The organism is Ruegeria sp. D7, assembly GCF_056534355.1.
Window position 1 is genome coordinate 69953 of record NZ_JBQFPG010000018.1, and the last position, 25189, is coordinate 95141.

The following is a 25189-nucleotide window of genomic DNA, read 5'->3' on the forward strand; positions in this document are numbered from 1 at the left end:
GCTGCTGACCCGTATCCGTTGAATACTACTTGAAGCTGCGGCTGTCCTTGATCTGATCCCAGGCCCAGACGACCTCTTGCAACTGCTCTTCCTGAGATCGGTCACCACCGTTCATATCCGGGTGCAGCACCTTGATCAGCTTCTTGTAGGCTTTGCGAATCTCTGCCTTCGACCAGCTATCTTGCGCTTCGAGGATCTCAATCGCGCGGCGCTCAGTCGGCGGCAGGCGTCGACCGCCGGAATTGGCGCGGCCGGGATTTTTGGTGGCGTTTTCGCCTAGAACCTGATGCGGGTCCTCGATCCCCAGACGTGCCCAGGCACGGGCCTCGGGATCGCCCATCGGTTTGGTCTCACGCTCCCACACTTTGTCCTTCGAACGCTGCGCGTTCAGTTCGGCCTCGGTGGTGCCGTCGAAGAAATTCCACTTCTGGTTATATTCGCGCACATGTTGCTGGCAGAACCAGAAAAAATCATCCAGCACGTCCGGAGCTTTGGGCGCGCGAAACTTACCGGGTTCTTCACAGCCCTCATGATCACAGATTCGCACCGAAGTTTCGGACGCACCTGACATACCCCGACGGCCGCGCGGCTTCTTTTTCTTAGCGCTCGACACGGACATATCGAATCCGAAGGGATCTGACTTTACCATCTGCACAACCTCACGAAGGCATCTTTTCGACTCGGAGGCAGCAGTTTAATCTAAGCAGCCGAAAGTAGAAGAGGGGGACGGCAATTTATTTGCCGTTGAGCATAAAAATGAGCGTGACCGACGAAATCCGTGAACGATTGCAGGCAGCATTTAACCCGCGTGAGCTGGAGGTGGTTGACGACAGCGAGAGCCATCGTGGTCACGCTGGATATCAGGAGGGCGGTGAGAGTCATTTCAACGTCCTTATTCGTTCTGCGGCTTTCGAGGGGCAATCCCGCGTTGCTCGCCATCGCGCAGTACATACGGCATTGGGGGATATAGTCCCCCGTATCCATGCGCTTGCTCTGGATATCGACGTCTGACAGTCGCGGCCTTGGTTCAGATAAGCGACGATTACGTCGCCAATTCTCTGCGGATTTAATCTCGATCAAGGCATCGCGATACATGACCCTCTAATATTCGCCTCGTCGATCTCCGGTTAACCGGAGCGATCAGATTTGCGGATAATGAGGGCTTTTTAAATGATGACCAAAGCCAGAACGTGGTTCTCGGCACTGTCGACAGTTTCATTGCTGTCGGTGGGTGTTGCGTTCCCGGTTCACCATGCCCAGGCGGAACAGCCGGGCCCGGTAGAAGCCATTGAGTTCGACCAAGCCAAGGCGGCACTTGGCAAACGTTTGTTTTTTGACCCGCGCCTGTCTGGCGACACCGAACTGTCCTGCGCCAGCTGCCACCAGCCGGAAAACGGCTTTACCGACGGGAAGGCCCTATCGGATGCCTATGCCGGCAGCCTGCATTTCCGCAACGTGCCGACGCTGATTAACAGCGCCAAGCGCGCCGCGTGGTTCCATGACGGGCGCATTGGCACCAACCTCAACGACGCGACCCGCGAAAGCATCACCGAGACATACTCGATGAACATGGATATGCGTTTGATGCAGGAACGCATCAAGCAAGATCCGGTTTATGTCGAGATGTTCGAAGCCGCCGGATTTGGCGAGCCGTCGAACGGCGGGGTCCGTAACGCCATCCCGGAATATCTGAAAACGTTAATTTCGCGCGGCGCGCCGTTCGATTCCGGCGAGATGTCGGAAGACGCCAAGGCGGGCTATGAGCTGTTCAATGCCAGCGGCTGCAATTCCTGCCACTCGGGCGAGCGGTTCACGGATGATCTGCCGCACAATATCGGCGTGGGCGACAACCCCGATATCTGGGCGACCCCGGAACGTCACATCACCTTTGTGACCATGATGAAGTTCCTCGGCGTCGAGAATTACATGAACCTGCGCGCCGACCCCGGTGCGTATATCCGCACTCACACCGCCGATACCTTCGGCACGTTTATGACCCCCACGCTGCGTGAGCTGATCTATACCGCGCCATTTATGCATAACGGCTCGATTGCGACGCTCGAGGATGTGGTGGCCTTCTACAACGCCGGTGGTGGCGAAGATGAAAACAAGGATCCGCGCATCAAGCCGCTTGGCCTCAGCGAGACCGAACAAGCACAGCTGGTGGCCTTCCTTAAGGCGCTGTCTGGTGAGCCGCTGACCGGCCCGGACTTCGTCGCCGAGGACATCGATACGGATTATGCGCCGATCGAAAACTGGCAAGACGCGACAAACTGAGGAGTGGACCCATGAAAGACCTAAAGTCTTACCTTTCAGGCACAATCGCCACCGCTGCCCTGTTTGCCGTCCTAGGTGCACAGGCGATTGCGGAAACCAGCATGGAGATTGAGGCCGGCATCGGTGGCGCAGACCCCGATGTAGACTCGCCGCTGGTGGCGCTGGGCGAGCCGCCGATCCCGCTGGACAACCCGCAAACCGACGCCAAGATCGAACTGGGCAAGATGCTGTTCTTTGATGCCCGTCTTGGCGGGAATCCGTCGACGCCCTGTTCGGCCTGTCACATGCCAGATGTCGGCTGGGACGTCGAGGCACCGATCTCGTTCGGCTATCCGGGCACGACCCACTGGCGCAACAGCCAGACCATCGTGAACTCGGCCTATTACGGCAAGCTGTTCTGGGCAGGTTCCTCGAAAAGCCTTGAGAACCAGGCCAAATCCGCCGCAGGCGGTGCGGTCGCCGGCAACGGTGAGGCCGACATGATGGAGGCGCGCCTGGCCTTCGTCCCCGAATATGTCGAACGCTTCAACGATGTCTTCGGCGATCAGTGGCCGCGTATCAGCAATGCATGGCGGGCCATCGCCGCGTTTGAACGGACCATAGTTCAGACCGACACGCCCTTCGACAATTATCTGCGTGGGGATGACGCGGCGCTGACCGACGAGCAGAAACGCGGGCTGGAATTGTTCACCGGCAAGGCGCAGTGTTCCGAATGCCATAACGGTGCGTTGCTGTCGGATGAAAAATACTACAACACCGGTGTGCCCGCCTATGACGGTTGGCAGGACGATGGTCTGGCGCAAGTCACCTTCCGGTATGAGCTTTATGCCAAAGGCTCGACCGAAGAGATGTACCGCCACACCAAGGACGACCCCGGCTTCTATTTCCGTACCAAGGAAAAGGCCGACAAGGGGAAGTTCCGCACGCCAAGCCTGCGCTATACCCTCTATACCGAACCCTACATGCACAACGGCATGTTGGAGACGCTTGAGGATGTGGTCGAGTTCTACAACCAGGGCGGCGGCGAGAATGAGTTCTCGGCCAATAAATCTCCGCTGATCCAACCCCTTGGCCTGAATGATCAGGAAAAAGCGGATCTGGTGGCCTTCCTGAAATCCCTGTCCGGTGACGAGATTCTGGTCGAAGAACCTGATCTGCCGGATTACCAGCCGCTTCCCGCGGCAGCAGAGGAGTAAGCGTCATGAAAGATCATAACGCAACCGGATGCAGCTGTTCGGGCGACGCCAAAAAGGCCTGCACAGTGAACCGCCGCCAGTTCCTGTTCGCCTCGGGTGCCACCACCTTTGCCGTGATGGTGACCATGCCCACCCGCCATGGCCAGGCGGAACAGGTGCCCGCTTTGGTATCGACCTATCCGCGCAAGCTGATCGGCAAACTTTCCGAGTTGGAACAGGATGTGCCGGTCGAGTTCTACTACCCGGACGAGGGCGACTATTCGGACTCGATCCTTGTGAAAACCGGCGTGGAAAGCGGCGGCGGCATTGGTCCGCAAAAGGATGTTGTGGCCTTCAACCTCACCTGCACCCATCAGGGCGGGTCGATGTATGACAGCTACAAGCCTGAACATAAGGTGCTGGGCCCGTGCCCGTTGCACCTGTCCACCTATGACATGACACGGCACGGCATCCTCGTTTCGGGGCAGGCCTACCAATCGTTGCCGCAGGTCCTTTTGGAACTGGATGGTGACGATATCTACGCCGTTGGCATGTTCGGCCTGATCTACGGCCGTTACGACAACCTCATTGCATAAGGGAAGCGGAATCATGGCAACCCCGTATTACGTACCCGAAACCAACGTCCCGCTGCCGCCCAAAAGAGCCGAGGTCATCTCGACCGCCTGCGACTACTGCATCGTGGCTTGTGGTTACAAAGTCTACCGCTGGCCCGTGACGGCCAAACCCGGTGGCCCCACCGCAGACGAGAATGCGTTTGGTGAAGATTTCCCCGTTGCGCCGCTGGGTGCATGGGTCGCGCCGAACCAGCACAATATCGTTCTGCACAAAGGTCAGCCGCACCACGTGGTGATCATCCCTGACAAGGACACGCAATACGTCAACACCGACGGCGACAGCTCTTTGCGGGGCGGGTGTATCGCGCAGAAATGCTACAACCCGCAGACGCCCACTCGTGACCGTCTGAAGACGCCGCTGATGCGAATCTATGGCACGCTGATGCCGGTTCCGTGGGATCTTGCGCTGGATGTGGCGGCTGAGGTGGGCAACCACGTCATCGCCAAACACGGCACCAATGCCTATGGTGTGAAGACTTTCAGCTATCAATATATCGAGAACACCTATGCGATCTCGAAATACGCGCTGCGCCATATCAACACCGCAAATTTCACCTTCCACGACACGCCGTCCGACGTGACCTCGACCCCCGGTTTCCGGGATGCGGGTTTCGACAATTTCGGCCCGTCGTATGAGGACTGGCGCGATGCGGAAACGCTGCTCGTCTGCGGTACCGACCCCTATGAGACCAAGACCATCCTCTATACTCAGTGGATGATGAAGGGGATGCAGAACGGTCAGAAAGAGATCTATTTGATCCCGCGCCGGTCTGCCGGTGTGGCCCATGCTGAAAAGATGGGTGGCCTGCATATCGACGTTCTGCCCGGCACCGACCTGCTGGTCGTCAACGCCATTGCCCGGGTCATCGTGGAAAATGGCTGGGAAGACAGCGACTGGATCAAGAAATGGGTCAACAACAAATGGGAAAGCTCGTCGGGCTTCGGTCAGGGTACGCGCAACACGCCATGGCAGTGGCGCACGACCTGGGGCAAGTTCCAGACCAAAGGCTTTGAGGATTGGAAAGAATGGCTGCTGTCGCAGGACGAATTCGCGCCTGAAACCGCTGCAGCCATGGCCGAGATCGACGTGCAGAAAATCTATACTGCCGCCGAATGGCTTGCCAAACCCAAGGCGGATGGCACCCGGCCCAAGACCTCGGTCATGATCGAGAAAGGGTTCTACTGGTCGAACAACACCGGCAACACGCAGGCGATCTCGGCTCTGGGCATCATCTGCGGCTGTGGTGGTCGTCCGGGTCAGGTGATTGGCCGGGCCGGTGGTCACCAGCGGGGCGGCGTGAAGGGCGGGAAATACCCGCGCAACAAGTCGCCCGAGAAACTGCCGGGTCGCCGTCGCCGCGCCATGGATACGGACCGGTATCTGATTGCAGGTCATACCCGTATGGCCCATGTGATCGGCACCACATGGATTCAGGCGATGTGTGGTTCGCAACAGTTAGCTGACAAGTTCGAGGAACTGACCGTCCGCAACCCGCATCAGATTGCGTCTTTCGACAAGCAAGAAATGATCGACACGCTGAAGGCCCGCGCCGACAGCGGCGGTATGGTGGTCATCAACCAGGACATCTATCTGCAGGATCCGATCGGCAACCGCTATGCCGACATCGTGTTCCCTGCAGCGACCTGGGGCGAAGAGGACTTTCTGCGCGCCAACGGCGAACGCCGCCTGCGCCTGTATCAGAAGTTCTATGATGCGCCCGGTGCGGCCAAGCCCGACTGGTGGATCATTGCGCAACTGGCACAGCGGATGGGCTTTGACGGGTTCGACTGGCAGAACTCGAACGAGGTTGCCGAAGAGGCCGTGCGCTTTACGCGCGGGTCGCGCAAGGACTTCCACGCGGTCTACCGTCTGGCAAAGAAAGAGGGCAAGGGTCTGCACCAGAAGGTCCGAGAATTCGGCACCGATGGTGTGCAATGCCCGGTCATGCTGGATGCCGACGGTGTCACGCTGATTGAAACCAAGCGTCTGCATGACACAACCCGCACGCTGCCTGATACCGGTGCGGCTGGTGCGGATGTATTCAACAAGAAGCTGACGCACTTCAACAGCCAGACCGGCAAGTGCAACATCCAGAAATCGCCGTGGGGCCTGTTCTCGGATTATTGGGAATGGCTGAAACCAAACAAGGACGAAGGCGAGTTGTGGGCCACATCCGGTCGGATCAACGAACGCTGGCAGTCTGGTTTCGACGACCGCCGCCGCCCCTATATCGTGCAGCGCTGGCCGGAAAACTGGGTCGAGATTCACCCCGACGATGCGGCTGAACGTGGCATCGAAAGCGGCGACTATGTGATGGTCTATTCGGAGCGCGTTCCGGGTAACAAGCACACGCTGCTCGGTGTGGAAGGCGACGACTTCCAGTTCTCGAAACTGATGGAGAACGGGCATATCGAACTGACCAAAGCGGCGATCACCGCCGTGGCCATGGTTACGCCCGCCATAAAGAAAAGCGTCGTTTATATGGACTTCCTGCACATGCAGCAGCCCGCCAACGCGCTTGAGGGCCGGATCGTCGACTGGATCAGCGGCAACTACAACTACAAGATGGGCGTTGCCAAGGTCCGCAAGCTGGGGCCGAGCCCCTACAAGACCTCGTTCCGCACGATGTCCTTTGCGCCGCGTGATATCGCCTGACGGCTTTCCGGGGGGCGGACGCCATGCCGCCCCTCGGGTCCGGTCCCACTGCAGAAGGGACCACCTGGAAGGCAGGCTTCGGTTGGGAAACCTGTCTTCCACTTTACCCAACCCGTCCCAACGCAAAACATGGCAGACTTGATATGAACATGCATTCCGATACCGCCCTGTGTGACAAGGCCACCAGCCTGTTCTCCGACTACGCAAAATCTGATTATGACGTTATCCGCCTGCGCGCCATTCAGGCCCTGACCGCCATTGGAGCCAGCAACAGCCCGGCCTTAGTCGAGGCGTTGCTGGATGATGACGAAGACGTCCGTCAAGACGCAGCCCAAGCGCTGGGCGCGCTGGGCGTAACGGAGGCCGCGCCGCAACTGCTGGAAAACCTGATCCACGATCCCTGCGGTGAGGTGAAACTGGCCTGCGTCACCGCCTTAGCACAGCTGAACGCCAAGGACGCCATGCCGTACCTGCGCACCCTCGTCACTGGACGCGGCGAGGATATCACGTGGGACGAGGACGAGCTGCATAAGGATGAATGGGACGACTGGCTGGATACTCAGATCGCGGCGATCAAAGCGTTAGGTCGCATGGGCGATGCGGCTGCGATTGAACCCATTGTCATGGCCCTGATGGACGAAGACGGGCAGGAACTGGGGGATGTGGCCTGCGAAGCGCTGGGCCAGATCGGTACGCCGTCCGTGCCGACCTTGGGTGTGTTCGCCGAATCTTCGAACCGCCGTCTGCGTCACCGCGCTCTGCGCACGCTGGCCCCCATCGGAGGACCCGAGGCCGAAGCCATCTTGCGCAAAGCCACCACCGACAAGGACGGGGCCGTGCGTCTGATCGCATATGAGGCGCTGATGCCGAACGACCCGGCGCTGGTCGAACAGGCCCTGACAGATGCGGTCGAGGATATCCGCAACGCAGCGCTGAACCAGTCCGGCCTTTCCGAACCCGAACTGCTGGACCGCATGATGCGCGACCCCGGCGCCAAGGTGCAACTGGCGCTGATCGACCGGCTGGACCACAGCCAGCCTATCGTTGATCAAGACGACCTGCGCTGGCAGGTGCTGGATTTCCTCGCAACCGGACAACAGCCTGAGGTCTCGGCGCAGGCGCTGGGCCTGCTGGCGGCGTTGGCCCCGCAACTGGTGGCAGATCGGCTGAACGCGCTGTTCTCGGTCGAGGCGGACGACCTCAAGGCCGAGCGTATCCAATGGGCCATCGTCGACGCGCTGGCGACCTCGCCCCTGCGCGAGGCGGCAGAATGGCTGCAACGCGCCTGCCGCGCGCCCTTCCGGTCGGTGCGGCTGAAGGCCGTGGCCTCGCTGGCGATGATTGTTACTGACACCGACCGCCCGCATGTGAACCAGCAGCAGGGCCGCGAATTGCTGCTGTCCTTCGCGCTCGCCCCGATGAGCGTGGTCGAAGACGCGCACGAGGAAGAGGCCCCGCAAACCGACATCGCCGCGCTGGAAGAGGCAGGGCTGGATGTATCCGACGGTGGTGAAAACGGCCCTACCTCCAGCCTCGGCGCGATCCTTGGCCATGACGCTATCGCGGCAGAGATGAAGAAAGAGGCCGAGGATGATGACCTGCACCCCCTGACGCCACGCGAGCAGGCATTGTTGGTCAAGGCCACCCGCCATCCCAAACGCCGCCGCGTGGCGTTGGATGACAATGCCGAAGCCTTGGAGCGTGAGACCCGCATTTCGGCCATCCGCCTGCTGGGCGACGTCACAGGTATGCAGATCATGCTGGCGCAGATCGCGCAGGACCCCGAGACCGAGATCGCTGCGCAGGCGCTGGCGGCACTGGGCTTGTCGGTCGCGCGCAACGGGTCCGAACTGAACCAGTCGCATTTGATCGAGCTGATCACACAGGGGCTTTCGCATACCGATGCCAATCTGTCCCTGCAGGCGCTGAACCTGCTGCAACAGGCTGACCTGCCACCGCAGGATGCGCTGCGGGGCAAATTGCGGGCTATGCTGAAAACCGGAGATACTGCCTTTCGTATCTACGCCATGCAGATTTTGACCCGCTGGGACGGGACGGCCGATGTGGCGCGCAGCTTGCTGGACGATGTCTCGGCCCCGGTACGGCAGGCGGCGATGCGGCTTTTGTCTGAAACGGCCCCGGATCAGGCTGGTGCGGCCATCGTACCCTTCCTTCTGGCCAATCCTGAGCAACGGATCGTGACCTATGTCAATGACAGCACCCCTGCCTTGGTGTCCATTGGGCGCGAATTGTTGGCCGGATTGCGCGACGAGAACCGCCGCGCCCAGTGGCCGGTGTTGATCAGCGCTTTGGCCGACCTGTTGGGAGACCCCTACCGGGCGGTCTGAAACCGGAGGGATAGATGGCGATTTCGCTGAAACTAGGCGCGGCGATTCTAACGGGGGCAATGGCTTTTGGTAGTGTCGCACTGGCCGAGGAGATCCCCGAGGTTGCCGTAGTTCATCAGGTCATCGACCTGAACGCCGACACTCCGGCGCATGCATTTCGGTTCGAACCCAAATTCCTGCAGGTTCCCGCTGGGGCGACTGTGCGTTTCAAAGGCTCGACCGGGCGGCACACGGTCACTGCCATTCCTCGAATGATACCCGTGGGCGCGCGCGTCTTCGAGATTCGGGGCAAACCCGAACTGGATCTGACTTTCGAGAAAGAGGGAGTCTACGGCATCCGTTGCCGCGTTCATGGGCGTCACGGAATGGTCATGCTGCTGGTAGTTGGTGATCCAAGCTCGAATCTCGAAGAAGCCAAGGCCTATCTACCTAAACTTGGAGAGGCCGAGCGGGTCGGTTTCGAAGAGCTCTTTGCGTATATGGAGGCCCAAAATGGCTGATGGATGTGCCTGCGACCACCATGCTCATATGTACCTGACCGTAGATGACGCCCTAAGGCGCGGTTTGTCCGTGGCCAACCCCATCACGGATATCGAAACACTGCCGCTGGTGCAGGCCATTGGCCGGATATTGGCCGAGGATTGCGCTAGCAATGTAGACATGCCCGCCTTCGATAATTCGGCCATGGACGGCTATGCCGTTCGCAGCGCCGATCTGGGCGAGGGGCCTGTGTTCGAACTGCTAGTTGGCGGTCGCATAGCCGCCGGCGATAGCGGCGCACACGATGCGCCGGATGGCAGTGCCTTGCGTATATTCACAGGAGCGCCGGTGCCGTCTGAGTTCGATGCGGTATTAATGCAGGAAGACTGTGAGTTTCAGTCCGATCGCATCCGGTTCAACCGCCGTCCAAAATCCGGTCAGCATATCCGTCGCGCGGGCGAGGATTTGAAAGCTGGTGCCCCGATCCTGCGGCGCGGGTGTGAAATTTCCGCGCGTGAGGCCGCCGCGTTGGCCTCGGCTGGTTGTGGCGAGGTGAAGGTTTTTCGCAAGCTCAAGGTCACGATCTTCTCGACCGGTAGCGAGCTGCGCCAGCCGGGTGAAGCGCTTGGCCCCGGACAGATCTACAACTCGAACCGGTACATGCTTTTGGCTTTGCTGGATAAACCCTGGATCGAACTAGCCGACCGAGGCCCGGTCGAAGATGATCCGGTGCTGCTGAAGCAGGTCTTGAGGGATGCCTGTAATAGCTCGGACCTGATCATCACCACGGGCGGTGTTTCGGTCGGGGACGAAGACCACATGCCGCGCCTGTTCAGTGAAATCGGTGGCGAAACCGAGGTGATGAAAGTGGCGATGAAACCCGGCAAACCGATCATGTTCGGTTGTCGGGGTGATGCGCTTTATGTGGGCCTGCCAGGAAATCCGGTTTCGGCCTTTGTTACGTGGCAGATCATTGGTGCGCGGATGATGGAACGCCGTGCCGGTCTGCATCGGAACGAACGCACCCCCGAGCAGGCGGTTTTAGCAGAACCTATTCAACGCCGCGCGGGGCGGCGTGAGTACCGCCCGGTAAGCATCGACGGATGTACACCGAATGGCGCACCGCGATTGCGCCTGATGGCCGAGTCTTACAGCGGGCGCGTTGCCCTTCTTGCACAGGCCGATGGTCTGGCAATTATTCCGGCAGAAACTGAGAAGCTGCCAGCCGGAGAAGCTCTGGATTTCCTTCGATTCTAGATGGATCCCGATGCGCTTGAGGTATCAAATTCTTTGGTCAACGAGCGCCCTTTGCTGTCGATGGCGCGCGGCTGTAGGCCTTTGGTGCCGACCTATGTCGGGACCTTTGGGGATCGCCGAATGCTCTGTCGCGAATGTACGCGCGACGGGCAGCTAGGTGACGTCCTTGAACATGTAAGTGGTCGGCTCCAGCCGATCCTCAAACGGGTTTCGGCAATAGTTCGGGATCTCTCCGGCAATCTGAAAACCCATCGACTGATACAGCAAGCGTGAAGGATCGCTGCTACGGGTGTCCAGCACCAGCATCGTGCGTTTCAATTCCTGAGCACGTTCATGCAGTGCCTCCATCAGCGACCGACCCAAACCACGACGGCGAGCCTGCGGATGAACCAGCAGTTTTGCCACATCCGCGCGATGCGGCTGGTTTGGCATTGCGGCGGGGATCAGTTGCACTGTGCCCAGAATGCGTCCGTCACCATATGCGACAAAGAGATCGAGTGTCTCCGCGCGGAGTTCGGGCTGCACCCTGTCCCGCCAATAGGCGCGGGCATCGTCTCGCGAAAAAGGAAGGATGAACCCGATACTGGCACCGGTATGGACACAGCGGTGCAGGATATCGGTCAGATCCTCAAGCGCTTCGTCGAAATATTCCTGTGGCAATCGCGTAATCATATCAGCACCAACAGATAGCGCGCACCGCGTTTGGGTCCGGTTTCGAACTGCGTTGGCCCCGACAGGTGATAGCGAAGGCAGTCGCCGCCGCTGAGCGCATGGGCAATCCCGTCCACTGTCAACGTTAGCCCTCCATCAAGTAGGATCAGGTGGTGCTCCTGTCCCGGCTTGGGCGGAGTATCGTAGGTGATGACAGTACCTGGGGGCAAATGACCTTCCATTACTTCCCCACTGAGGCCAGTCGCCGGTGGTGAAACCGAACGGCGGGTAAACCCGCTTTCGGGGTCATGCCATTCAGGCTGCTTCTCGAAAGGTACTTTGGGATCGAAACTGTCTTCGACCATCATCAGCAGGCGTGACATGGGCAGGCCGTATGCTGCGCATAAACGGCCAAGCGTTTCAGCGGTAGGGCTGACATCACCGTTTTCCATTCGCGACAGTGTCGCCCGGCTGACCCCACTTTGGTCTGCCAGCTGCTCAAGCGACCAGCCATGACCCTGGCGCAGCTCGTTCAGACGCTTAGCGAGGCGGTTTGATAGTGTGTCGAGCATGGCTCACATATGGGAATCAGTTACGAATATGGGATTATTGCCTTGCTTTACTTCAAACACAATAGAAAAAGGGCGCAGAAATCTGCGCCCTTTTGCTGCTCGGGTATCGGACTGGATTACTTCCAGCCAACTTCGTTAAAGATCTTCTGTGCCTCGGGGATGTTTTTGGCGACTTCTGATAGGTTCACCTTATCCGCTTTGAATTCCCCCAAAGCGGCCACGTTCTCAGCCAGCGCAACGCCTTCGACAGCGGGGAATTCATCGTTTCCGTTCGAGAAGTAGACCTGTGCCTGATCGCTTGCGAGATACTCTAGGAACTTAATCGCGTTCTCTTTGTTCGGCGCGTTAGCTGCGACGCCCGCACCCGAAAGGTTCATATGCGCGCCTTCGGCGTCCTGTGCCGGGAACTGCACGCCGATCATCTCGATATCCGCGCTCAGGTCTTTGACGTCTTTGCGTATGGCGCGGGCGAAATAGTATGAGTTCGAAACTGCAATCTCGCACTCACCCGATACGATGCCGCGCAGTTGGTCGGTGTCACCGCCCTGAGGTTTGCGTGCCATATTGGCAACGATACCTTCGGCCCATTTCCTGGCTTCTTCCACACCGTGATTGGTGATGATCGATGCCAAAAGCGTCTGATTATAGGTATTGCTGGACGAGCGAATGCAAACCAGCCCCTGATACTCAGGCTTTGCCAGATCCAGATAAGTTGCAGGCGGGTTAGCGACATCAGCTTTGTCAAAGAAGATGATCCGCGCGCGCTGCGAAAAGCCGTACCACTGATTGTCTTCGTCCTGTAGGTTCGAAGGGATACGCTCCTCCAATACCGTACTTTCGACTGGTTGCAGGATGCCTGCGTTTTTGGCGCGCGCCAGACGCGAAGTGTCGACCGTCAGCAAGATATCAGCGGGCGAGTTTGCGCCTTCGGCTTCCATCCGCGCGATCAGTTCGTCGGCCTTGCCTTCGATGCGGTTGATGGTGATGCCGGTGGCCTCTTCGAAGTCGGAATACAGGCGTTCGTCGGTGTCGTAGTGGCGCGAGGAATACAGGTTCAGCTCGCCCTCGGCTGCGGCAGAGGTGGCGATCAGGGCCGTCAGGGTGGCGGCAAAGCAGGTAGAGGATTTCAGCATCATTTGTCCCAACATTGAAAATCGTGACGGGGATTAACCCGACTGATTTGGTCAATTAAACGATTCTCGGTGGGATGCAAGGAAATCCGACAAAATTAGTTGGTCAAAACGTCGCTGAACTTACCTTGCCGGACGGCCCCTTCAGGATTGACGCCGCCTACTTTGTTTTCTTTCGGGTTGCGGTGGGACGGGTGACGGTGCCGGCTCGGGGTCCGGATCGTCGCTGAGCACCGGTTCTTTGGTCAGCATCGCCTGTGTTACCGCTTCCATGTATTTCTGCAGCATGACCGGCGGATCAGCTGGGGCCAGCTTGATTGACAGCCTACTTGCGCCTTCCTGATTATAGGCATAGCGCGAGGAATAACTTGCGTTGACCTGCGCCGCCACGGGTCCCCAGCCACCTTTGACCGATGCGCTGCCTGATTTCTCGGTCTGTTTGGTCATCGAGATCGCCATCTTTACCTCGATCTCGGCCTCTTGCACCGCATAGAACGCGGGCAGGAAACCCATCGACACGAGGCTGAATTCCTTTGGGGGACCATCGGGGTTGGATAGGTCGGGAAGCTGGATCTTCTGATCCGCCATGTATTTGGCGATATCAGTCGAATGTCTATCCAATTCAGTTTGCGACTCTGCCACGGAAATCGCCAGTTTCTGAACCATTTCCGCGAAAGGGACGTTTAGCAGTTCCTGCCCGATACTCATTTCCAATCTCCTTTGTGAATTCAGTCTCTATCAATAATCTTCGTTGCGGACCGTCTTTTGACCGAGAACGAGACCTTCGCTGCGTTCTGGCTGACCGCCTGTTTCTTCGCGTTTGTAGCGAACTGGGCTTTGTCGCCATCCCGACCAAGCCCAACAAAGGCTTCGACCTGGACATTGTCGATGGTGAAATCGTCGCTGCCGTCGGATCCTGCAAGGATCTGTTCGCCCAGGGCCTGCGAAAAAACCTGCGCATCCACGATCTGCGTATCTTTGTCTTCAGCCTCCATTCCGCCCTGGCCTCCGGCCATTGGGTTCACCACCGGAGAACCCGAACCCATCAGCATGCCACTGCCTCCTTCTTCCAGATCGTCGATCTGGTCTTGCAGGTCCTGGATCGTCTCCAGCAACACGACCTCGCGCGCCTCCAACGCGGTCAGGCGGTTTTCCAATGACTGAAGCAGTGTGGTGAAGGCCTCGGGCAGTTCGGTGACGCGCACATCTATAGGCTGTTTTTTGGGGGTCTTGTCCTTTTTAGTCGCCATCGACCCCTCCACCAGAACCACCTTCATCCACCGGTCCCGGCGCGAACCGCATCCGCATGGTCGACGCGCTGCTGGCATCGAGCGTATCTGTCTGCGTCAGTTTTGGCCCACACAGAAACGCGCCAATGATCCCGCGTTTGCCTTCTTCTGTGGTACTGGTCATCTCCATGACGACCTTCAATTCTACATCGACATCCTGCATGTGGTAAAAGACTGGCGGAATGCCCATCTCGCGCAGTTCCTGAGGATAGTTCTTCAGCGCGTTCAACTGATCGAGGCTAAGCTGTTCGGCGGCCTGGGCCACGCTTCGGCCTATATCGGCCACCATCTCGGTCAGGGTTGTTCCTAATAGCGTATCCAGATCATCGTTGGCCAACCCGACCTCCCGTCATAAAAAACAGGGAAAGCGTAGCACGAGACCGTCTCATAACAATACTAAATCTCAGAACCGGACTTTCGGAGCGATTTCCGGCACTTCCGCCGACATGAAAGGGCGTTAGAAGCAGGGCATAAAAAAACCGCGCTCGAAAGCGCGGTTTTTGAATTAAGTTCGTGCAGTTCTTAGCCCTGGCGAGCTTTGAACTTGCGCTGCGTCTTGTTGATCACGTAGACGCGGCCTTTGCGACGCACAACCCGGCAATCACGGTGCCGGTTTTTGAGCGAGCGGAGCGAGTTCTTGACCTTCATGGGTCTGTCTCCAATCTGCGGCGCCTTCATCAAAGACGTGGCCAGCGCCTGGGTTAATCGGGTGCCCCGGAAAGACCAGAGCAATGAATTCATGGTGGGCGGTACAAGGATCGAACTTGTGACCCCTTCGATGTCAACGAAGTGCTCTACCGCTGAGCTAACCGCCCATGAAACCGTTGCGTGACCTGCCCCATAACGAAATGGGGCGCGGAACCCCGCGCCGGTAGCGGGGTCTATAAAAGGAGTCGTTGGGGGGATCAAGGGGTTTGGCAGAACTATTTTACGGTCTATGTTGAGTGCGAACAACGGAGAGCCCATGCCCGACGCCGCCACCAATGCAGCCTATATTCTGGATATGCCCGCAACGCGTACGTCCTGCGTGGTATTTGCCTCGCCCCATAGCGGTCGGACCTATCCCGAGTCTTTGTTGAAGCGGTCTGTTTTGAACCGCAATATGATTCGGTCCTCTGAGGATGCGTATGTCGATCAGCTTTTTTCCTCAGTCGCTGAATTCGGTGCACCGCTGCTCGCCGCGGCCATGCCGCGCGCCTATCTGGACCTGAATCGCAATTCTGATGAATTGGATCCCGCATTGATACAGGGTGCGCGTCGTCACGGACATAATCCGCGGGTTACTTCGGGCCTCGGGGTGATTCCCCGCGTGGTCGCCAACGGCAGGGCGATCTACAGCGGCAAGCTGACTATGGATGAGGCGCGCCTGCGGATCGATACCTATTGGCGTCCATACCATACTCGTCTGAAATCTCTGCTGGCGGAATCGCATCAGATGTTTGGGCAGGCCATTCTGATCGATTGCCACTCGATGCCGCACGAGGCGGTGGCGCTGGCCGGCGGCTCGCGCCGGGCCCGACCGGAAATCGTTTTGGGCGATCGGTTCGGTGCGGCCGCTTCCGGTGTGATCGTTGATCAGATCGAGGCCGCTTTTTCCGACGCGGGTCTGAATGTGGCGCGCAACACGCCTTTTGCAGGGGCCTACGTCACCCAGACCTATGGTCGACCTGCCCGCCATCAGCATGCGGTTCAAATCGAGATCGATCGTTCACTTTATATGAACGAGGAAACGATCCAGCCGAACGGCAACTTTGAGGCGTTGCGTGATGTGTTGCGGCAGGTCACCGCGCAGATCACCAGTATCGGGTCCGATCCAATGTCACTTGCCGCCGAATAGACCTAGCGCAGCGCACGACCTTTTACGATTGCATCACTGCCGAAACGGCGCCGGATTTCGTCCGTCGCACGTTCGGCCTGTGATCGGCGTTCTGCACCGGGATCCAGAAGGTCGCCCGAGATATCGGCCTGATCCTCTGAGCACAGGTCAGACAGGCCGCATCCCAAAAGGCGATAGGGACCCTGATCGCCAACCTGATCAAATAGCCCACGAGCGGTGCGATAAATCCGATCCGCTATCTGAGTCGCATCGCGTAGCGATATCCGCCGGGTGATGATCTTGTGGTTGGCCTGTTTCAGCTTCAGCGTCACCACTCGCCCAGCCAATCCCTTGGCTTTGGCCCGGTCGGCTACCTTTTCAGACATACGCCACAGATGCCCGTCCAGAATTTCAAGACTGGCGGTATCCTCGAAAAAAGTGGTCTCATTGCTGATCGACTTCATCGGCTCATGGGCCGATACGCGCCGTTTGTCCTGCCCGCGCGCCAGATGCCACAGACGGTAGCCCATCGACCCGAACCGCGCTGTCAGCGCCTCCTGATCCCAGCGCAGAAGATCAGCAAATGTGCGAATCCCTGCGCGATCCAGAGATTCCTGCGCCGCCGGACCAATTCCCCAGATTAATCGCACCGGCCGGTCATGCAGGAAATCAGCCGTCTCGGCCTGGCCGATCACTGAAAAACCCCGAGGCTTGTCGAGATCCGAGGCCACCTTGGCCAGAAACTTGTTATGGCTCAAGCCAATCGATCCCGTCAGGCCCAGCTCATCTTTCATCCTCTTGACCAGACGCGCAAGCATGACCGCTGGCGGTGCACCATGCAGCCGCTCGGTGCCGGATAGGTCCATGAACGCTTCATCCAGCGACAGTGGTTCAACATCAGGTGTCAACTCGTCCATCATGGTGCGTATCTCGCGCGCGACGCTGGCATAGAGCGACATACGCGGTTTGATCACCACCGCTTCGGGGCATAGTTGAAGCGCCTTGAACATTGGCATGGCTGAACGTACCCCGCGAACGCGGGCCACGTAACATGCAGTTGATACCACCCCGCGCTTGCCGCCGCCAATGATCACAGGCTTGTCGGCAAGTTCGGGATTGTCGCGCTTTTCGACCGAAGCATAAAAAGCATCGCAATCCATATGCGCGATCGTCAGGTCAAACAGCTCTGGGTGCGATTTGACCCTCGGGCTGCTGCAAGTTGGGCAGCGCGGCCCTTGCTTAATTTCCTTCAGGCAGTCGCGACAGATGGCGGGCATGATGTAGTTTCTTTCCGGCCAGCGGCGGATTGATCAAGACATTCGATAGGTTAATAAGTATCGCGAATGGATAAGGATAAAAAGAGGACCGATGGACTTCGCCGGGGCAAAAATAGCGTTGTTTCTGGGGCGCAAGCTGCTGGTCATTCTAAGAGATGATCGATCTGATATCCCGTTTCCAGGTCATCTCGATTTTCCAGGCGGCGGGAAAAAGTCAGGCGAAACACCGATCGAATGCGCGTTGCGTGAAACAGATGAAGAGGTTGGGCTGCGCCTGTGCGCAACCGATCTTGTCTGGTCACGGCAATATGGTCAAAGCTGGTTCTACGTCGCCCTGCGCCCGCCGGAAGATGTTGGTCTGATCCGTTTTGGGGACGAAGGGCAGGGGTGGAGGCTGATTTGTCCGCAGGATTATCTGTCGAATCCGTTGGCCATTCCAAATTTTGCAGATCGCCTTCGGGATTATTTGTCGGAAACGGCGCAGCTTTGAACGGGACTTCGAAAGAAAACCCCCCGCGCCTGCGGGGGGAGGTAACGAGCCTCAGGAAGAGATGGCCCGTTGGGGAGTGTCTTGTGTGTAGAATCGCCGAAAATGGCGTTTTTCGATAGCCACAAGCCGAACGCCATAAAACTCATGTTTTTCATGTGTGTTTTCGGGCACAGGGACGATTTGGCGCGGCGGCGCGAAAAATTGACCTAACGTCAATTGCTTGAGCACCGTTCCTTCCGCAATTTTTGGCTTTTCGCCTAATGGTGAGTCAATGAATTTAACTCGCTCAAAACTGCTTGTGCGGCGGCTTTGGGGTCATCCGCCTGATAAATCGGGCGGCCCACGACGATATGATCGGCCCCATCGCCGATTGCACTGGCCGGGGTTGCGACCCGCTTTTGGTCGCCCAAAGCTGCACCAGCAGGGCGTACCCCAGGGGTTACAATCAAACGACCTTCGGATTGGGGCAGGGCGCGGATTAGCGCGGCTTCCTGAGGACTGGCGATGACGCCATCAGCTCCGGCCTCGAAAGCCTTGGCCGCGCGTTCTACAACGAGGTCCTGTACGTCACCCGCTTTCAGAAGGCTTGCATCCAGATCGTCCCTGTTCAGTGATGTCAGGACTGTTACCGCCAGAATTTTCATGTCCTTGCCTGCAGCGCCCTCCTTAGCGGCGCGTACGACATGCGGATCACCATGCACCGTCAAGAAGTCCAGATCGAACTGAGCCAACCCACGCACTGCATTTTCTACAGTGTTGCCGATATCGAACAGCTTCATGTCCAAGAAAATGCGCTTTCCGTGATCCTGTTTCAACTCGTTGGCCAATGCCAGACCGCCGCTGGTCAACATACCCAGCCCGATCTTATAGAACGAAACCGAGTCGCCCAGCCGCTCGGCCATGGCTAGACCCTGCAGGGCGTTTGGGACGTCGAGGGCTACGATAAGGCGGTCATCGGACATGGGGCGCTCCTTTTTGGCAAACGTTTGCGTCCTAACGGGTTCAGGGCGATCTGTCCATGTGTGAAGCCCGAGGTGACGCAGTTCACTCACTATTTTGCGCAATGTGCTAAAGTGCCGACGTTCAGAACAGGGATAGAAATGATGAAAAAGGTAATTGTACTTGGCGCGGCACTGATGTTGGCCGCATGCGAAGACGCGCCTCAAAGCGATCCGCCCGAAACCGGTGTCGCGCCGGCTCCAACCAATGACAATCTTCTGTTAGTGCGTGGGTACCGATCGGAAGACGACTGGTGTCAATTGACCGGGGAAACAGCCTATACCGGCAACTTCCTCGATCATACGGCTGATCTGGTTTCATGCCCCACAGGCAGCAGTGCCGAGCAGTCTTTGGTCGAAATGTATAACGCTGAATTGATGGGAGAAACTGGCGGTTATTCCGTCTACTCGATTCCGCGCGGATGACGCCGATTTATATGCTCTAGCCCCTTGAATGGGAAAAGACATTTCCCAAATTGAATGTGAGGCCCAGACCGACGCGTGCCGCCAAGCGGGCGCATCAATACGGGGCGCTTAAGAAAAGGAGAATGCTATGGACTTGAACAAGTTCACCGAGCGGGCACGGGGTTTCGTGCAAGCCGCGCAGACCATTGCGCTGCGCGAGGGGCACCAAAGGCTGGAGCCCACACACATACTCAAAGCATTGATGGACGACGATCAAGGGCTGGCCAGCAACCTGATCACACGCGCTGGCGGCGCACCGAACCGCGTGGTTGAGGCGTTGGACGCGGCCATGGGCAAAATCCCGAAGGTCAGCGGCGACGCGAGCCAGATCTATATGGACGGCCAGACCGCCAAGGTTTTGGACGAGGCAGAGAAGCTCGCCACCAAGGCGGGCGACAGCTTTGTGCCGGTCGAACGCGTTCTGATGGCGCTGTGTATGGTGAAATCCAAAGCCAAAGAGGCTTTGGAGGCCGGTGCTGTATCGGCCCAGAAACTGAACGAAGCGATCAACGATATCCGCAAGGGCCGCACTGCTGACACCGCATCGGCGGAAGAAGGCTACGACGCGCTTAAGAAATATGCGCGCGACCTGACCGAGGCTGCAGCCGAAGGCAAGATCGACCCGATCATCGGGCGGGATGAGGAAATCCGCCGTTCGATGCAGGTTTTGTCGCGCCGCACCAAGAACAATCCGGTACTGATTGGTGAACCCGGCGTGGGTAAGACCGCGATTGCCGAGGGCATGGCCCTGCGCATCGTCAATGGTGATGTGCCGGAATCATTGAAGGACAAGAAGCTTCTCGCGCTCGACATGGGTGCGCTGATCGCCGGTGCTAAATATCGCGGTGAGTTCGAAGAACGACTGAAGGCTGTTCTGACTGAAGTGACCGAAGCCGCCGGTGAGATCATACTGTTCATCGACGAGATGCACACGCTGGTAGGTGCAGGTAAATCCGACGGTGCGATGGATGCCGCCAACCTGATCAAACCTGCGCTTGCCCGGGGTGAGCTGCATTGTATCGGCGCGACAACGCTGGATGAGTACCGCAAATACGTCGAAAAGGACGCAGCCCTCGCCCGCCGGTTCCAGCCGGTGATGGTCGCCGAGCCGACGGTCGAGGATACGATCAGCATCCTGCGCGGCATCAAGGAAAAGTACGAGCTGCACCATGGCGTGCGTATTTCCGACTCGGCGCTCGTGTCGGCGGCGACCCTGTCGCATCGCTACATCACCGACCGCTTCCTGCCTGACAAAGCCATCGACCTTGTCGATGAAGCGGCTTCGCGTTTGCGGATGGAGGTGGATTCCAAGCCCGAGGAACTTGATCAACTGGATCGTCAGATCCTGCAGATGCAGATCGAGGAAGAGGCGCTGAAGCTTGAGGATGATGCGGCATCAAAAGATCGTCTAGAAACCTTGCAAAAGGACCTTGCCGATCTGCAGGAGAAATCCGCCGAGATGACCGCCCAGTGGCAGGCCGAACGTGACAAGCTTGCCGGAGCGCGCGATCTGAAAGAACAGCTCGACAAGGCGCGCGCTGATCTGGAGATCGCCAAGCGCGAAGGCAACCTCGCTAAAGCGGGTGAGCTGTCCTATGGCGTCATCCCCGAGCTTGAGAAAAAGCTGACCGAGGCCGAAAACGCCGAAAGCAACGCCATGATGGCCGAGGAAACGGTGCGCCCAGAACAGATTGCGTCGGTGGTCGAACGCTGGACCGGTATCCCGACCTCGAAAATGCTGGAAGGCGAGCGCGAGAAACTGCTGCGGATGGAAGACGATCTGCATTCCCGCGTGATCGGTCAGGATGCGGCGGTCACTGCTGTTGCCAACGCCGTGCGCCGTGCGCGTGCCGGTCTGAATGACGAGAACCGCCCATTGGGCTCGTTCCTGTTCCTCGGCCCGACCGGCGTGGGCAAGACCGAGCTGACCAAGGCCGTGGCGAACTTCCTGTTCGACGACGACAACGCGATGGTGCGCATCGACATGTCCGAGTTCATGGAGAAACACGCGGTCGCCCGTCTGATCGGTGCCCCTCCGGGCTATGTCGGCTATGACGAAGGTGGTGTGCTGACCGAAGCCGTGCGGCGCAGACCCTATCAGGTCGTGCTGTTTGACGAGGTCGAAAAGGCACACCCGGATGTGTTCAACGTGCTGCTGCAGGTCCTGGACGATGGCGTCCTGACCGATGGTCAGGGTCGTACCGTCGACTTCAAGCAGACGCTGATCATCCTGACGTCGAACCTTGGCTCTCAGGCGCTCAGCCAGTTGCCTGAAGGAGCGGACAGCGCGCAGGCGCGGCGCGACGTGATGGATGCGGTCCGGGCGCATTTCCGGCCCGAGTTCCTGAACCGTCTGGATGAGACCATCATCTTTGACCGGCTCAAGCGGGCCGATATGGATGGCATCGTCGATATCCAGATGGCACGTCTGCAGAAACGTCTGGCTGCCCGCAAGATCGAGCTGGCACTGGACGATGGCGCGAAGGAATGGCTGGCCAATGAAGGCTATGATCCGGTCTTCGGTGCCCGCCCATTGAAACGCGTGATCCAACGCGCCCTGCAGAACCCGTTGGCCGAAGCACTGCTGGCCGGTGAGATAAAGGATGGTGAGACCGTTCCGGTGACCGCCGGAACCGATGGTTTGATCATCGGCGACCGGCTGGGAACGTCCGAGCGTCCGCGCCCGGATGATGCAGTCGTGCATTAAGTCTCAGGTAATGAAGAGACCCGCCATCCAGGCGGGTCTTTTTTTGGTGGCTTGTATTGCGACTAAGAGCGTTCAGACCTGCCCGGTCAGATCCTGCGCCAGCATCATTGCATTGCCGTCCGGGTCGTAAAATGTGGCGGTGCTGACCATCCCCTCGATCGTCTCGGTTTCGCCGTCAAACCGAACGCCGGACCCTTCCAGAGCACCGCGTGCGCTTGCGATATCAGCAACACCAAAGACCGGAACGGTGTTTCCGGGCGCGGGTTCTGCCTGCTCGCCCAAACCAAGGGTCACGCCTTCGGTTTTGGTGAGCATCTCGCTCCAACCCGCCTCATCAATATGATGGATCAACTCAAACCCGAGCTTGTCATTATACCAGCGCGCACTGGCGTGGCGATCTTTGACCGAAATGGCAAGAGTGATGGTGTTTTCTAAGGAAACGAGGGGCATGGAACTTTCCTTTTGTCCTAAAATAAAGTAACTATATTTTATGGACATAAAACTGCTTGTCAAGCTTACCTCCCGGGCCTGGTCACTGAACATTCTTGCGCAGCTGCACCAAGGGGTTCCGGGCAGGCAGGCCCCGTTGCTCGCCGCGACGGGGGCAAGCCGGACGGCGTTTGCGGCAAGTCTGGAGCATCTGGCTAGCCTTGGCTTGCTTGAACGGAACCCGGGCCACGGGCACCCTTTGCGACCTGAATTCCGTTTGACCAAAGCCGGGGTTCAGGCGGCGGCTGTAGCGGCAGAAATCATGGCCTTGGTGCCGGATGATACTGAATTGAAGCTACTGCGCCGCAGCTGGACGGTTCCTATTCTGGCGCTGACCCGCCAACCGCGGCGCTTTTCAAGGCTCAGGTCGGATCTTCAGGTGATCACTGATCGCGCATTGTCATCCTCGCTCAAGCAATTAGAGGAGCAGGACTGGGTTCGGCGCGATATCGAAACTTCGGCCCGGCTGCCCTTTCCGACCTATCAGGCGGTCAATCTTGGGTGCGAAATAAACCGTGTTGTCGGCTTGAACATCGGGTGACCGTTATCCTCGCGCCCAAGCGTACCTAATTTTCGTTACAATCTGTTCGCTCAATCGTGACGCCTGTTTCCTTGGCTCTGTGCTATCAGACCTTACCTCAGTTTCGAGGTTAATTGATAACGGAGAACCAAATGGCGCATCGCTGGACCAACAAACTGACGCATGCGGACGTCACCCCAAGGGCGGCGTTTCTGAACCGGCGACAGGTCATGGCCGGTTTGGCGGGTGTCGGGCTGGCGGGTCTGGCGCGGCCAGCGGCGGCCGAGGCGCTTGAACCGAATACATGGGAAGAGATTACTTCCTACAACAATTATTATGAGTTCGGGACTCGCAAGGATGATCCGGCGAAATATGCACACACACTGGTAACCGAGCCCTGGAGTGTAACCATCGACGGTCTGGTCGACCGCCCTGGTGAATATGATTTCAAAGACATCATGTCTGAAATGACTGTTGAGGAGCGAATCTATCGGTTCCGCTGTGTTGAGGCCTGGTCGATGGTGATACCTTGGAACGGGTTTGAACTGGCAGATCTACTCGGCATGGCTGGTGTTCAGGACGGCGCGAAATACGTGGCGTTTGAGACCGCCTATCGTCCCGATGAGATGCCGGGTGTCGCGTATCCGGTACTAGACTGGCCATATCGCGAAGGGCTGCGTTTGGATGAGGCGATGCATCCGCTGACCATTATGGCTACTGGGATCTACGGCAGGGACATCCCGAACCAGAACGGCGCGCCTTTGCGATTGGTGGTACCGTGGAAATATGGCTTCAAATCGATCAAATCGATCGTGCGGATTACCCTTACGGATACCCAGCCTCCGACAAGTTGGAACATGGCAGGTCCTAGGGAATATGGGTTCTACAGCAATGTGAACCCCAATGTGGATCACCCCCGCTGGTCGCAGGCTTCGGAACGTCAAATCGGCGGAGGTCTGTTTGCCAAGCGAATCCCGACGCTGATGTTCAACGGATATGAAGATGAGGTCGCCAGCCTTTACGAAGGCATGGATCTGGCGAAGAACTACTGAGATGATGCGACGGCTCAACGACCTCTTGCGACGGCTTCCCAATTGGGCCGTTTATTTGCTGGGCGCGCTACCTGCGCCCTGGTTGTTTTATCAGGGCATGACCGGTGGTCTCGGGGTCGAGCCGATCGAGGCGCTCGAGCACGAGTTTGGCGAACTGGCGCTGCAGCTTCTGATTTTGGGTCTCGCGATTTCGCCCTTGCGTCGCTTCGCTGGCCTAAATCTGATGAAATTCCGCCGCGCGTTAGGTGTACTGACATTTTCCTATGTCGCATTGCACCTGTTGATCTGGCTGGTTCTGGATGTTCAGATTCCCAGCCAAGTCTGGGCGGACATTATCAAGCGGCCCTATATCACGGTGGGCATGGCTGCCTTTGTATTGTTACTGCCGCTTGCAATCACGTCCAACAACTGGGCGGTTCGCCGTTTGGGGCCTCGTTGGCGCAAATTGCATCGTCTGGTCTACCCAGCAGCAATTCTGGGCGCGCTTCATTATGTGATGCTGGCGAAGGGGTTTCAGATCGAGCCATTGGTCTACCTGGCGATTATCCTGGGTCTTCTGGCCTTGCGCCTGCCGGTCACATCATTCCTGATCCGGTTTAGGCAAGCCGATTCAGCCTGACTCGCAGGCGAGTCTGTGGGTAACAGTGTGAATAACATATCCATGGCGCTGATTTGCGATGGTCTGTGTCCGCGACTTCCGGGTTGAATGGCTGGATTATATTTGTAACCTTTTGTTTTAGTTTGATAAAATTCTGTTTTTGCGTTTTTTTGCGTTTTTTTGATTTTTCCACTTGCGGCTTCTGGGCGATATACTTAGAACGCCCTTCACCGGCGCTGCTGAGGTGCTGGGACGCGGTGGAAGCTGCGGAGACGCTCGGGAGAGACTGGGGGCATCTGAGGTTTTT

At 58.0% G+C, this 25189-nt stretch carries 26 protein-coding genes and 1 tRNA gene; 15 read left to right on the top strand and 12 right to left on the bottom strand.

Features of this window, described 5'->3' with window-relative positions; all coding sequences use genetic code 11:
• Positions 1-25: 25 nt before the first annotated feature.
• On the bottom strand, positions 26-649 hold the full coding sequence (locus ACRZ9U_RS19350; protein WP_170398478.1) for a DnaJ domain-containing protein: 624 nt from the start codon (positions 647-649) through the stop codon (positions 26-28).
• 107 nt (positions 650-756) lie between these two features.
• On the opposite strand from ACRZ9U_RS19350, the gene ACRZ9U_RS19355 reads away from it, so the two are divergent.
• The 8 genes from ACRZ9U_RS19355 to ACRZ9U_RS19390 all read left to right on the top strand — a co-directional run bounded on the left by ACRZ9U_RS19355 (position 757) and on the right by ACRZ9U_RS19390 (position 10828).
• Entirely contained in the window at positions 757-1011 is a 255-nt protein-coding gene (locus ACRZ9U_RS19355; protein ID WP_170398480.1) for a BolA family protein, read from the top strand.
• Positions 1012-1173: 162 nt separating this feature from the next.
• Entirely contained in the window at positions 1174-2277 is a 1104-nt protein-coding gene (locus ACRZ9U_RS19360; protein ID WP_480902722.1) for a cytochrome-c peroxidase, read from the top strand.
• An 11-nt stretch (positions 2278-2288) separates the two neighbouring features.
• Positions 2289-3473, top strand: a complete 1185-nt coding sequence (locus ACRZ9U_RS19365) for a cytochrome-c peroxidase (RefSeq protein ID WP_480439567.1) — start codon at positions 2289-2291, stop codon at positions 3471-3473.
• Positions 3474-3478: 5 nt separating this feature from the next.
• Positions 3479-4048 (top strand): arsenate reductase (azurin) small subunit, encoded by a 570-nt coding sequence (locus ACRZ9U_RS19370; RefSeq protein WP_170408230.1) that lies wholly within the window; start codon positions 3479-3481, stop codon positions 4046-4048.
• A gap of 13 nt (positions 4049-4061) precedes the next feature.
• Positions 4062-6743 carry an arsenate reductase (azurin) large subunit gene (locus ACRZ9U_RS19375; RefSeq protein ID WP_170408231.1) on the top strand — a complete coding sequence of 894 codons (2682 nt, stop codon included), beginning with the start codon at positions 4062-4064 and terminating at the stop codon, positions 6741-6743.
• A 149-nt stretch (positions 6744-6892) separates the two neighbouring features.
• Positions 6893-9091: a HEAT repeat domain-containing protein gene (locus tag ACRZ9U_RS19380; RefSeq protein ID WP_480902726.1), complete on the top strand. Its 2199-nt coding sequence runs from the start codon at positions 6893-6895 to the stop codon at positions 9089-9091.
• A gap of 14 nt (positions 9092-9105) precedes the next feature.
• The gene (locus ACRZ9U_RS19385; RefSeq protein WP_170408233.1) at positions 9106-9591 is read left to right on the top strand and encodes a plastocyanin/azurin family copper-binding protein; all 486 of its coding nucleotides are present in this window, start codon (positions 9106-9108) and stop codon (positions 9589-9591) included.
• Positions 9584-10828, top strand: coding sequence for a molybdopterin molybdotransferase MoeA (locus ACRZ9U_RS19390; protein WP_170408234.1), 1245 nt, complete (start codon positions 9584-9586; stop codon positions 10826-10828). Before ACRZ9U_RS19385 ends, ACRZ9U_RS19390 begins: the two co-directional genes overlap by 8 nt.
• A 153-nt stretch (positions 10829-10981) precedes the next feature.
• On the opposite strand, the gene ACRZ9U_RS19395 is transcribed toward ACRZ9U_RS19390, so the two are convergent.
• The 8 genes from ACRZ9U_RS19395 to ACRZ9U_RS19430 all read right to left on the bottom strand — a co-directional run bounded on the left by ACRZ9U_RS19395 (position 10982) and on the right by ACRZ9U_RS19430 (position 15285).
• A complete protein-coding gene (locus tag ACRZ9U_RS19395) occupies positions 10982-11500 on the bottom strand; it encodes a GNAT family N-acetyltransferase (RefSeq protein ID WP_170398494.1) in 519 nt (172 codons plus the stop codon).
• Complete coding sequence (locus ACRZ9U_RS19400) at positions 11497-12051, bottom strand: helix-turn-helix transcriptional regulator (RefSeq protein ID WP_170408235.1); 555 nt, start codon at positions 12049-12051, stop codon at positions 11497-11499. Before ACRZ9U_RS19400 ends, ACRZ9U_RS19395 begins: the two co-directional genes overlap by 4 nt.
• Before the next feature lie 116 nt (positions 12052-12167).
• Positions 12168-13184, bottom strand: coding sequence for a Fe(3+) ABC transporter substrate-binding protein (locus ACRZ9U_RS19405; RefSeq protein ID WP_170566792.1), 1017 nt, complete (start codon positions 13182-13184; stop codon positions 12168-12170).
• 141 nt (positions 13185-13325) lie between these two features.
• The gene (locus ACRZ9U_RS19410) at positions 13326-13889 is read right to left on the bottom strand and encodes a hypothetical protein (protein WP_170398500.1); all 564 of its coding nucleotides are present in this window, start codon (positions 13887-13889) and stop codon (positions 13326-13328) included.
• Positions 13890-13909: 20 nt separating this feature from the next.
• A complete protein-coding gene (locus ACRZ9U_RS19415; RefSeq protein WP_170408237.1) occupies positions 13910-14431 on the bottom strand; it encodes a hypothetical protein in 522 nt (173 codons plus the stop codon).
• Complete coding sequence (locus tag ACRZ9U_RS19420) at positions 14421-14807, bottom strand: hypothetical protein (protein WP_170398504.1); 387 nt, start codon at positions 14805-14807, stop codon at positions 14421-14423. Before ACRZ9U_RS19420 ends, ACRZ9U_RS19415 begins: the two co-directional genes overlap by 11 nt.
• 185 nt (positions 14808-14992) lie before the next feature.
• Complete coding sequence (gene ykgO, locus ACRZ9U_RS19425) at positions 14993-15118, bottom strand: type B 50S ribosomal protein L36 (RefSeq protein ID WP_005648635.1); 126 nt, start codon at positions 15116-15118, stop codon at positions 14993-14995.
• 92 nt (positions 15119-15210) lie between these two features.
• A tRNA-Val gene (locus ACRZ9U_RS19430) sits at positions 15211-15285 on the bottom strand.
• Positions 15286-15434: 149 nt separating this feature from the next.
• Here ACRZ9U_RS19430 and ACRZ9U_RS19435 point away from each other — a divergent pair.
• Entirely contained in the window at positions 15435-16307 is an 873-nt protein-coding gene (locus tag ACRZ9U_RS19435) for an N-formylglutamate amidohydrolase (RefSeq protein ID WP_170408238.1), read from the top strand.
• A gap of 2 nt (positions 16308-16309) precedes the next feature.
• Here ACRZ9U_RS19435 and ACRZ9U_RS19440 read toward each other — a convergent pair whose 3' ends face one another.
• Positions 16310-17563, bottom strand: coding sequence for a DNA polymerase IV (locus ACRZ9U_RS19440; protein WP_170408239.1), 1254 nt, complete (start codon positions 17561-17563; stop codon positions 16310-16312).
• A 91-nt stretch (positions 17564-17654) separates the two neighbouring features.
• On the opposite strand from ACRZ9U_RS19440, the gene ACRZ9U_RS19445 reads away from it, so the two are divergent.
• Positions 17655-18053 (top strand): NUDIX hydrolase, encoded by a 399-nt coding sequence (locus ACRZ9U_RS19445; protein ID WP_170408240.1) that lies wholly within the window; start codon positions 17655-17657, stop codon positions 18051-18053.
• A 257-nt stretch (positions 18054-18310) separates the two neighbouring features.
• Here ACRZ9U_RS19445 and pyrF read toward each other — a convergent pair whose 3' ends face one another.
• The gene (gene pyrF, locus ACRZ9U_RS19450) at positions 18311-19015 is read right to left on the bottom strand and encodes an orotidine-5'-phosphate decarboxylase (protein WP_170408241.1); all 705 of its coding nucleotides are present in this window, start codon (positions 19013-19015) and stop codon (positions 18311-18313) included.
• 141 nt (positions 19016-19156) lie between these two features.
• Here pyrF and ACRZ9U_RS19455 point away from each other — a divergent pair, with 141 nt between their 5' ends.
• Together ACRZ9U_RS19455 and clpB are read left to right on the top strand one after the other, a co-directional pair.
• Positions 19157-19477, top strand: coding sequence for a hypothetical protein (locus tag ACRZ9U_RS19455; protein ID WP_170398514.1), 321 nt, complete (start codon positions 19157-19159; stop codon positions 19475-19477).
• A 127-nt stretch (positions 19478-19604) separates the two neighbouring features.
• Complete coding sequence (clpB, locus tag ACRZ9U_RS19460; protein WP_170408242.1) at positions 19605-22223, top strand: ATP-dependent chaperone ClpB; 2619 nt, start codon at positions 19605-19607, stop codon at positions 22221-22223.
• Between the two features lie 72 nt (positions 22224-22295).
• Here the strand turns inward: clpB and ACRZ9U_RS19465 are convergent, their stop codons facing one another.
• Complete coding sequence (locus ACRZ9U_RS19465; RefSeq protein ID WP_170408243.1) at positions 22296-22673, bottom strand: VOC family protein; 378 nt, start codon at positions 22671-22673, stop codon at positions 22296-22298.
• Positions 22674-22713: 40 nt separating this feature from the next.
• Here ACRZ9U_RS19465 and ACRZ9U_RS19470 point away from each other — a divergent pair, with 40 nt between their 5' ends.
• From ACRZ9U_RS19470 to msrQ, 3 genes are all read left to right on the top strand, one after another.
• The gene (locus ACRZ9U_RS19470; RefSeq protein WP_170408244.1) at positions 22714-23253 is read left to right on the top strand and encodes a winged helix-turn-helix transcriptional regulator; all 540 of its coding nucleotides are present in this window, start codon (positions 22714-22716) and stop codon (positions 23251-23253) included.
• 131 nt (positions 23254-23384) lie between these two features.
• Entirely contained in the window at positions 23385-24284 is a 900-nt protein-coding gene (gene msrP, locus ACRZ9U_RS19475; RefSeq protein WP_170408245.1) for a protein-methionine-sulfoxide reductase catalytic subunit MsrP, read from the top strand.
• 4 nt (positions 24285-24288) lie between these two features.
• Positions 24289-24903, top strand: coding sequence for a protein-methionine-sulfoxide reductase heme-binding subunit MsrQ (gene msrQ / locus ACRZ9U_RS19480; protein WP_170408256.1), 615 nt, complete (start codon positions 24289-24291; stop codon positions 24901-24903).
• The last annotated feature ends 286 nt before the right edge of the window (positions 24904-25189 follow it).

Coding starts and splice junctions, on each gene's coding strand:
- ACRZ9U_RS19410 (WP_170398500.1), bottom strand. CDS start 13,889: ATGAGTATCGGGCAGGAACTGCTAAACGTCCCTTTCGCGGAAATGGTT.
- pyrF (WP_170408241.1), bottom strand. CDS start 19,015: ATGTCCGATGACCGCCTTATCGTAGCCCTCGACGTCCCAAACGCCCTG.
- ACRZ9U_RS19355 (WP_170398480.1), top strand. CDS start 757: ATGAGCGTGACCGACGAAATCCGTGAACGATTGCAGGCAGCATTTAAC.
- msrQ (WP_170408256.1), top strand. CDS start 24,289: ATGCGACGGCTCAACGACCTCTTGCGACGGCTTCCCAATTGGGCCGTT.
- ACRZ9U_RS19435 (WP_170408238.1), top strand. CDS start 15,435: ATGCCCGACGCCGCCACCAATGCAGCCTATATTCTGGATATGCCCGCA.
- clpB (WP_170408242.1), top strand. CDS start 19,605: ATGGACTTGAACAAGTTCACCGAGCGGGCACGGGGTTTCGTGCAAGCC.
- ACRZ9U_RS19465 (WP_170408243.1), bottom strand. CDS start 22,673: ATGCCCCTCGTTTCCTTAGAAAACACCATCACTCTTGCCATTTCGGTC.
- ACRZ9U_RS19395 (WP_170398494.1), bottom strand. CDS start 11,500: ATGATTACGCGATTGCCACAGGAATATTTCGACGAAGCGCTTGAGGAT.
- ACRZ9U_RS19370 (WP_170408230.1), top strand. CDS start 3,479: ATGAAAGATCATAACGCAACCGGATGCAGCTGTTCGGGCGACGCCAAA.
- ACRZ9U_RS19375 (WP_170408231.1), top strand. CDS start 4,062: ATGGCAACCCCGTATTACGTACCCGAAACCAACGTCCCGCTGCCGCCC.
- ACRZ9U_RS19365 (WP_480439567.1), top strand. CDS start 2,289: ATGAAAGACCTAAAGTCTTACCTTTCAGGCACAATCGCCACCGCTGCC.
- ACRZ9U_RS19415 (WP_170408237.1), bottom strand. CDS start 14,431: ATGGCGACTAAAAAGGACAAGACCCCCAAAAAACAGCCTATAGATGTG.
- ACRZ9U_RS19405 (WP_170566792.1), bottom strand. CDS start 13,184: ATGCTGAAATCCTCTACCTGCTTTGCCGCCACCCTGACGGCCCTGATC.
- ACRZ9U_RS19385 (WP_170408233.1), top strand. CDS start 9,106: ATGGCGATTTCGCTGAAACTAGGCGCGGCGATTCTAACGGGGGCAATG.
- ACRZ9U_RS19445 (WP_170408240.1), top strand. CDS start 17,655: ATGGACTTCGCCGGGGCAAAAATAGCGTTGTTTCTGGGGCGCAAGCTG.
- msrP (WP_170408245.1), top strand. CDS start 23,385: ATGGCGCATCGCTGGACCAACAAACTGACGCATGCGGACGTCACCCCA.
- ACRZ9U_RS19400 (WP_170408235.1), bottom strand. CDS start 12,051: ATGCTCGACACACTATCAAACCGCCTCGCTAAGCGTCTGAACGAGCTG.
- ykgO (WP_005648635.1), bottom strand. CDS start 15,118: ATGAAGGTCAAGAACTCGCTCCGCTCGCTCAAAAACCGGCACCGTGAT.
- ACRZ9U_RS19360 (WP_480902722.1), top strand. CDS start 1,174: ATGACCAAAGCCAGAACGTGGTTCTCGGCACTGTCGACAGTTTCATTG.
- ACRZ9U_RS19440 (WP_170408239.1), bottom strand. CDS start 17,563: ATGCCCGCCATCTGTCGCGACTGCCTGAAGGAAATTAAGCAAGGGCCG.
- ACRZ9U_RS19455 (WP_170398514.1), top strand. CDS start 19,157: ATGAAAAAGGTAATTGTACTTGGCGCGGCACTGATGTTGGCCGCATGC.
- ACRZ9U_RS19470 (WP_170408244.1), top strand. CDS start 22,714: ATGGACATAAAACTGCTTGTCAAGCTTACCTCCCGGGCCTGGTCACTG.
- ACRZ9U_RS19390 (WP_170408234.1), top strand. CDS start 9,584: ATGGCTGATGGATGTGCCTGCGACCACCATGCTCATATGTACCTGACC.
- ACRZ9U_RS19380 (WP_480902726.1), top strand. CDS start 6,893: ATGCATTCCGATACCGCCCTGTGTGACAAGGCCACCAGCCTGTTCTCC.
- ACRZ9U_RS19350 (WP_170398478.1), bottom strand. CDS start 649: ATGGTAAAGTCAGATCCCTTCGGATTCGATATGTCCGTGTCGAGCGCT.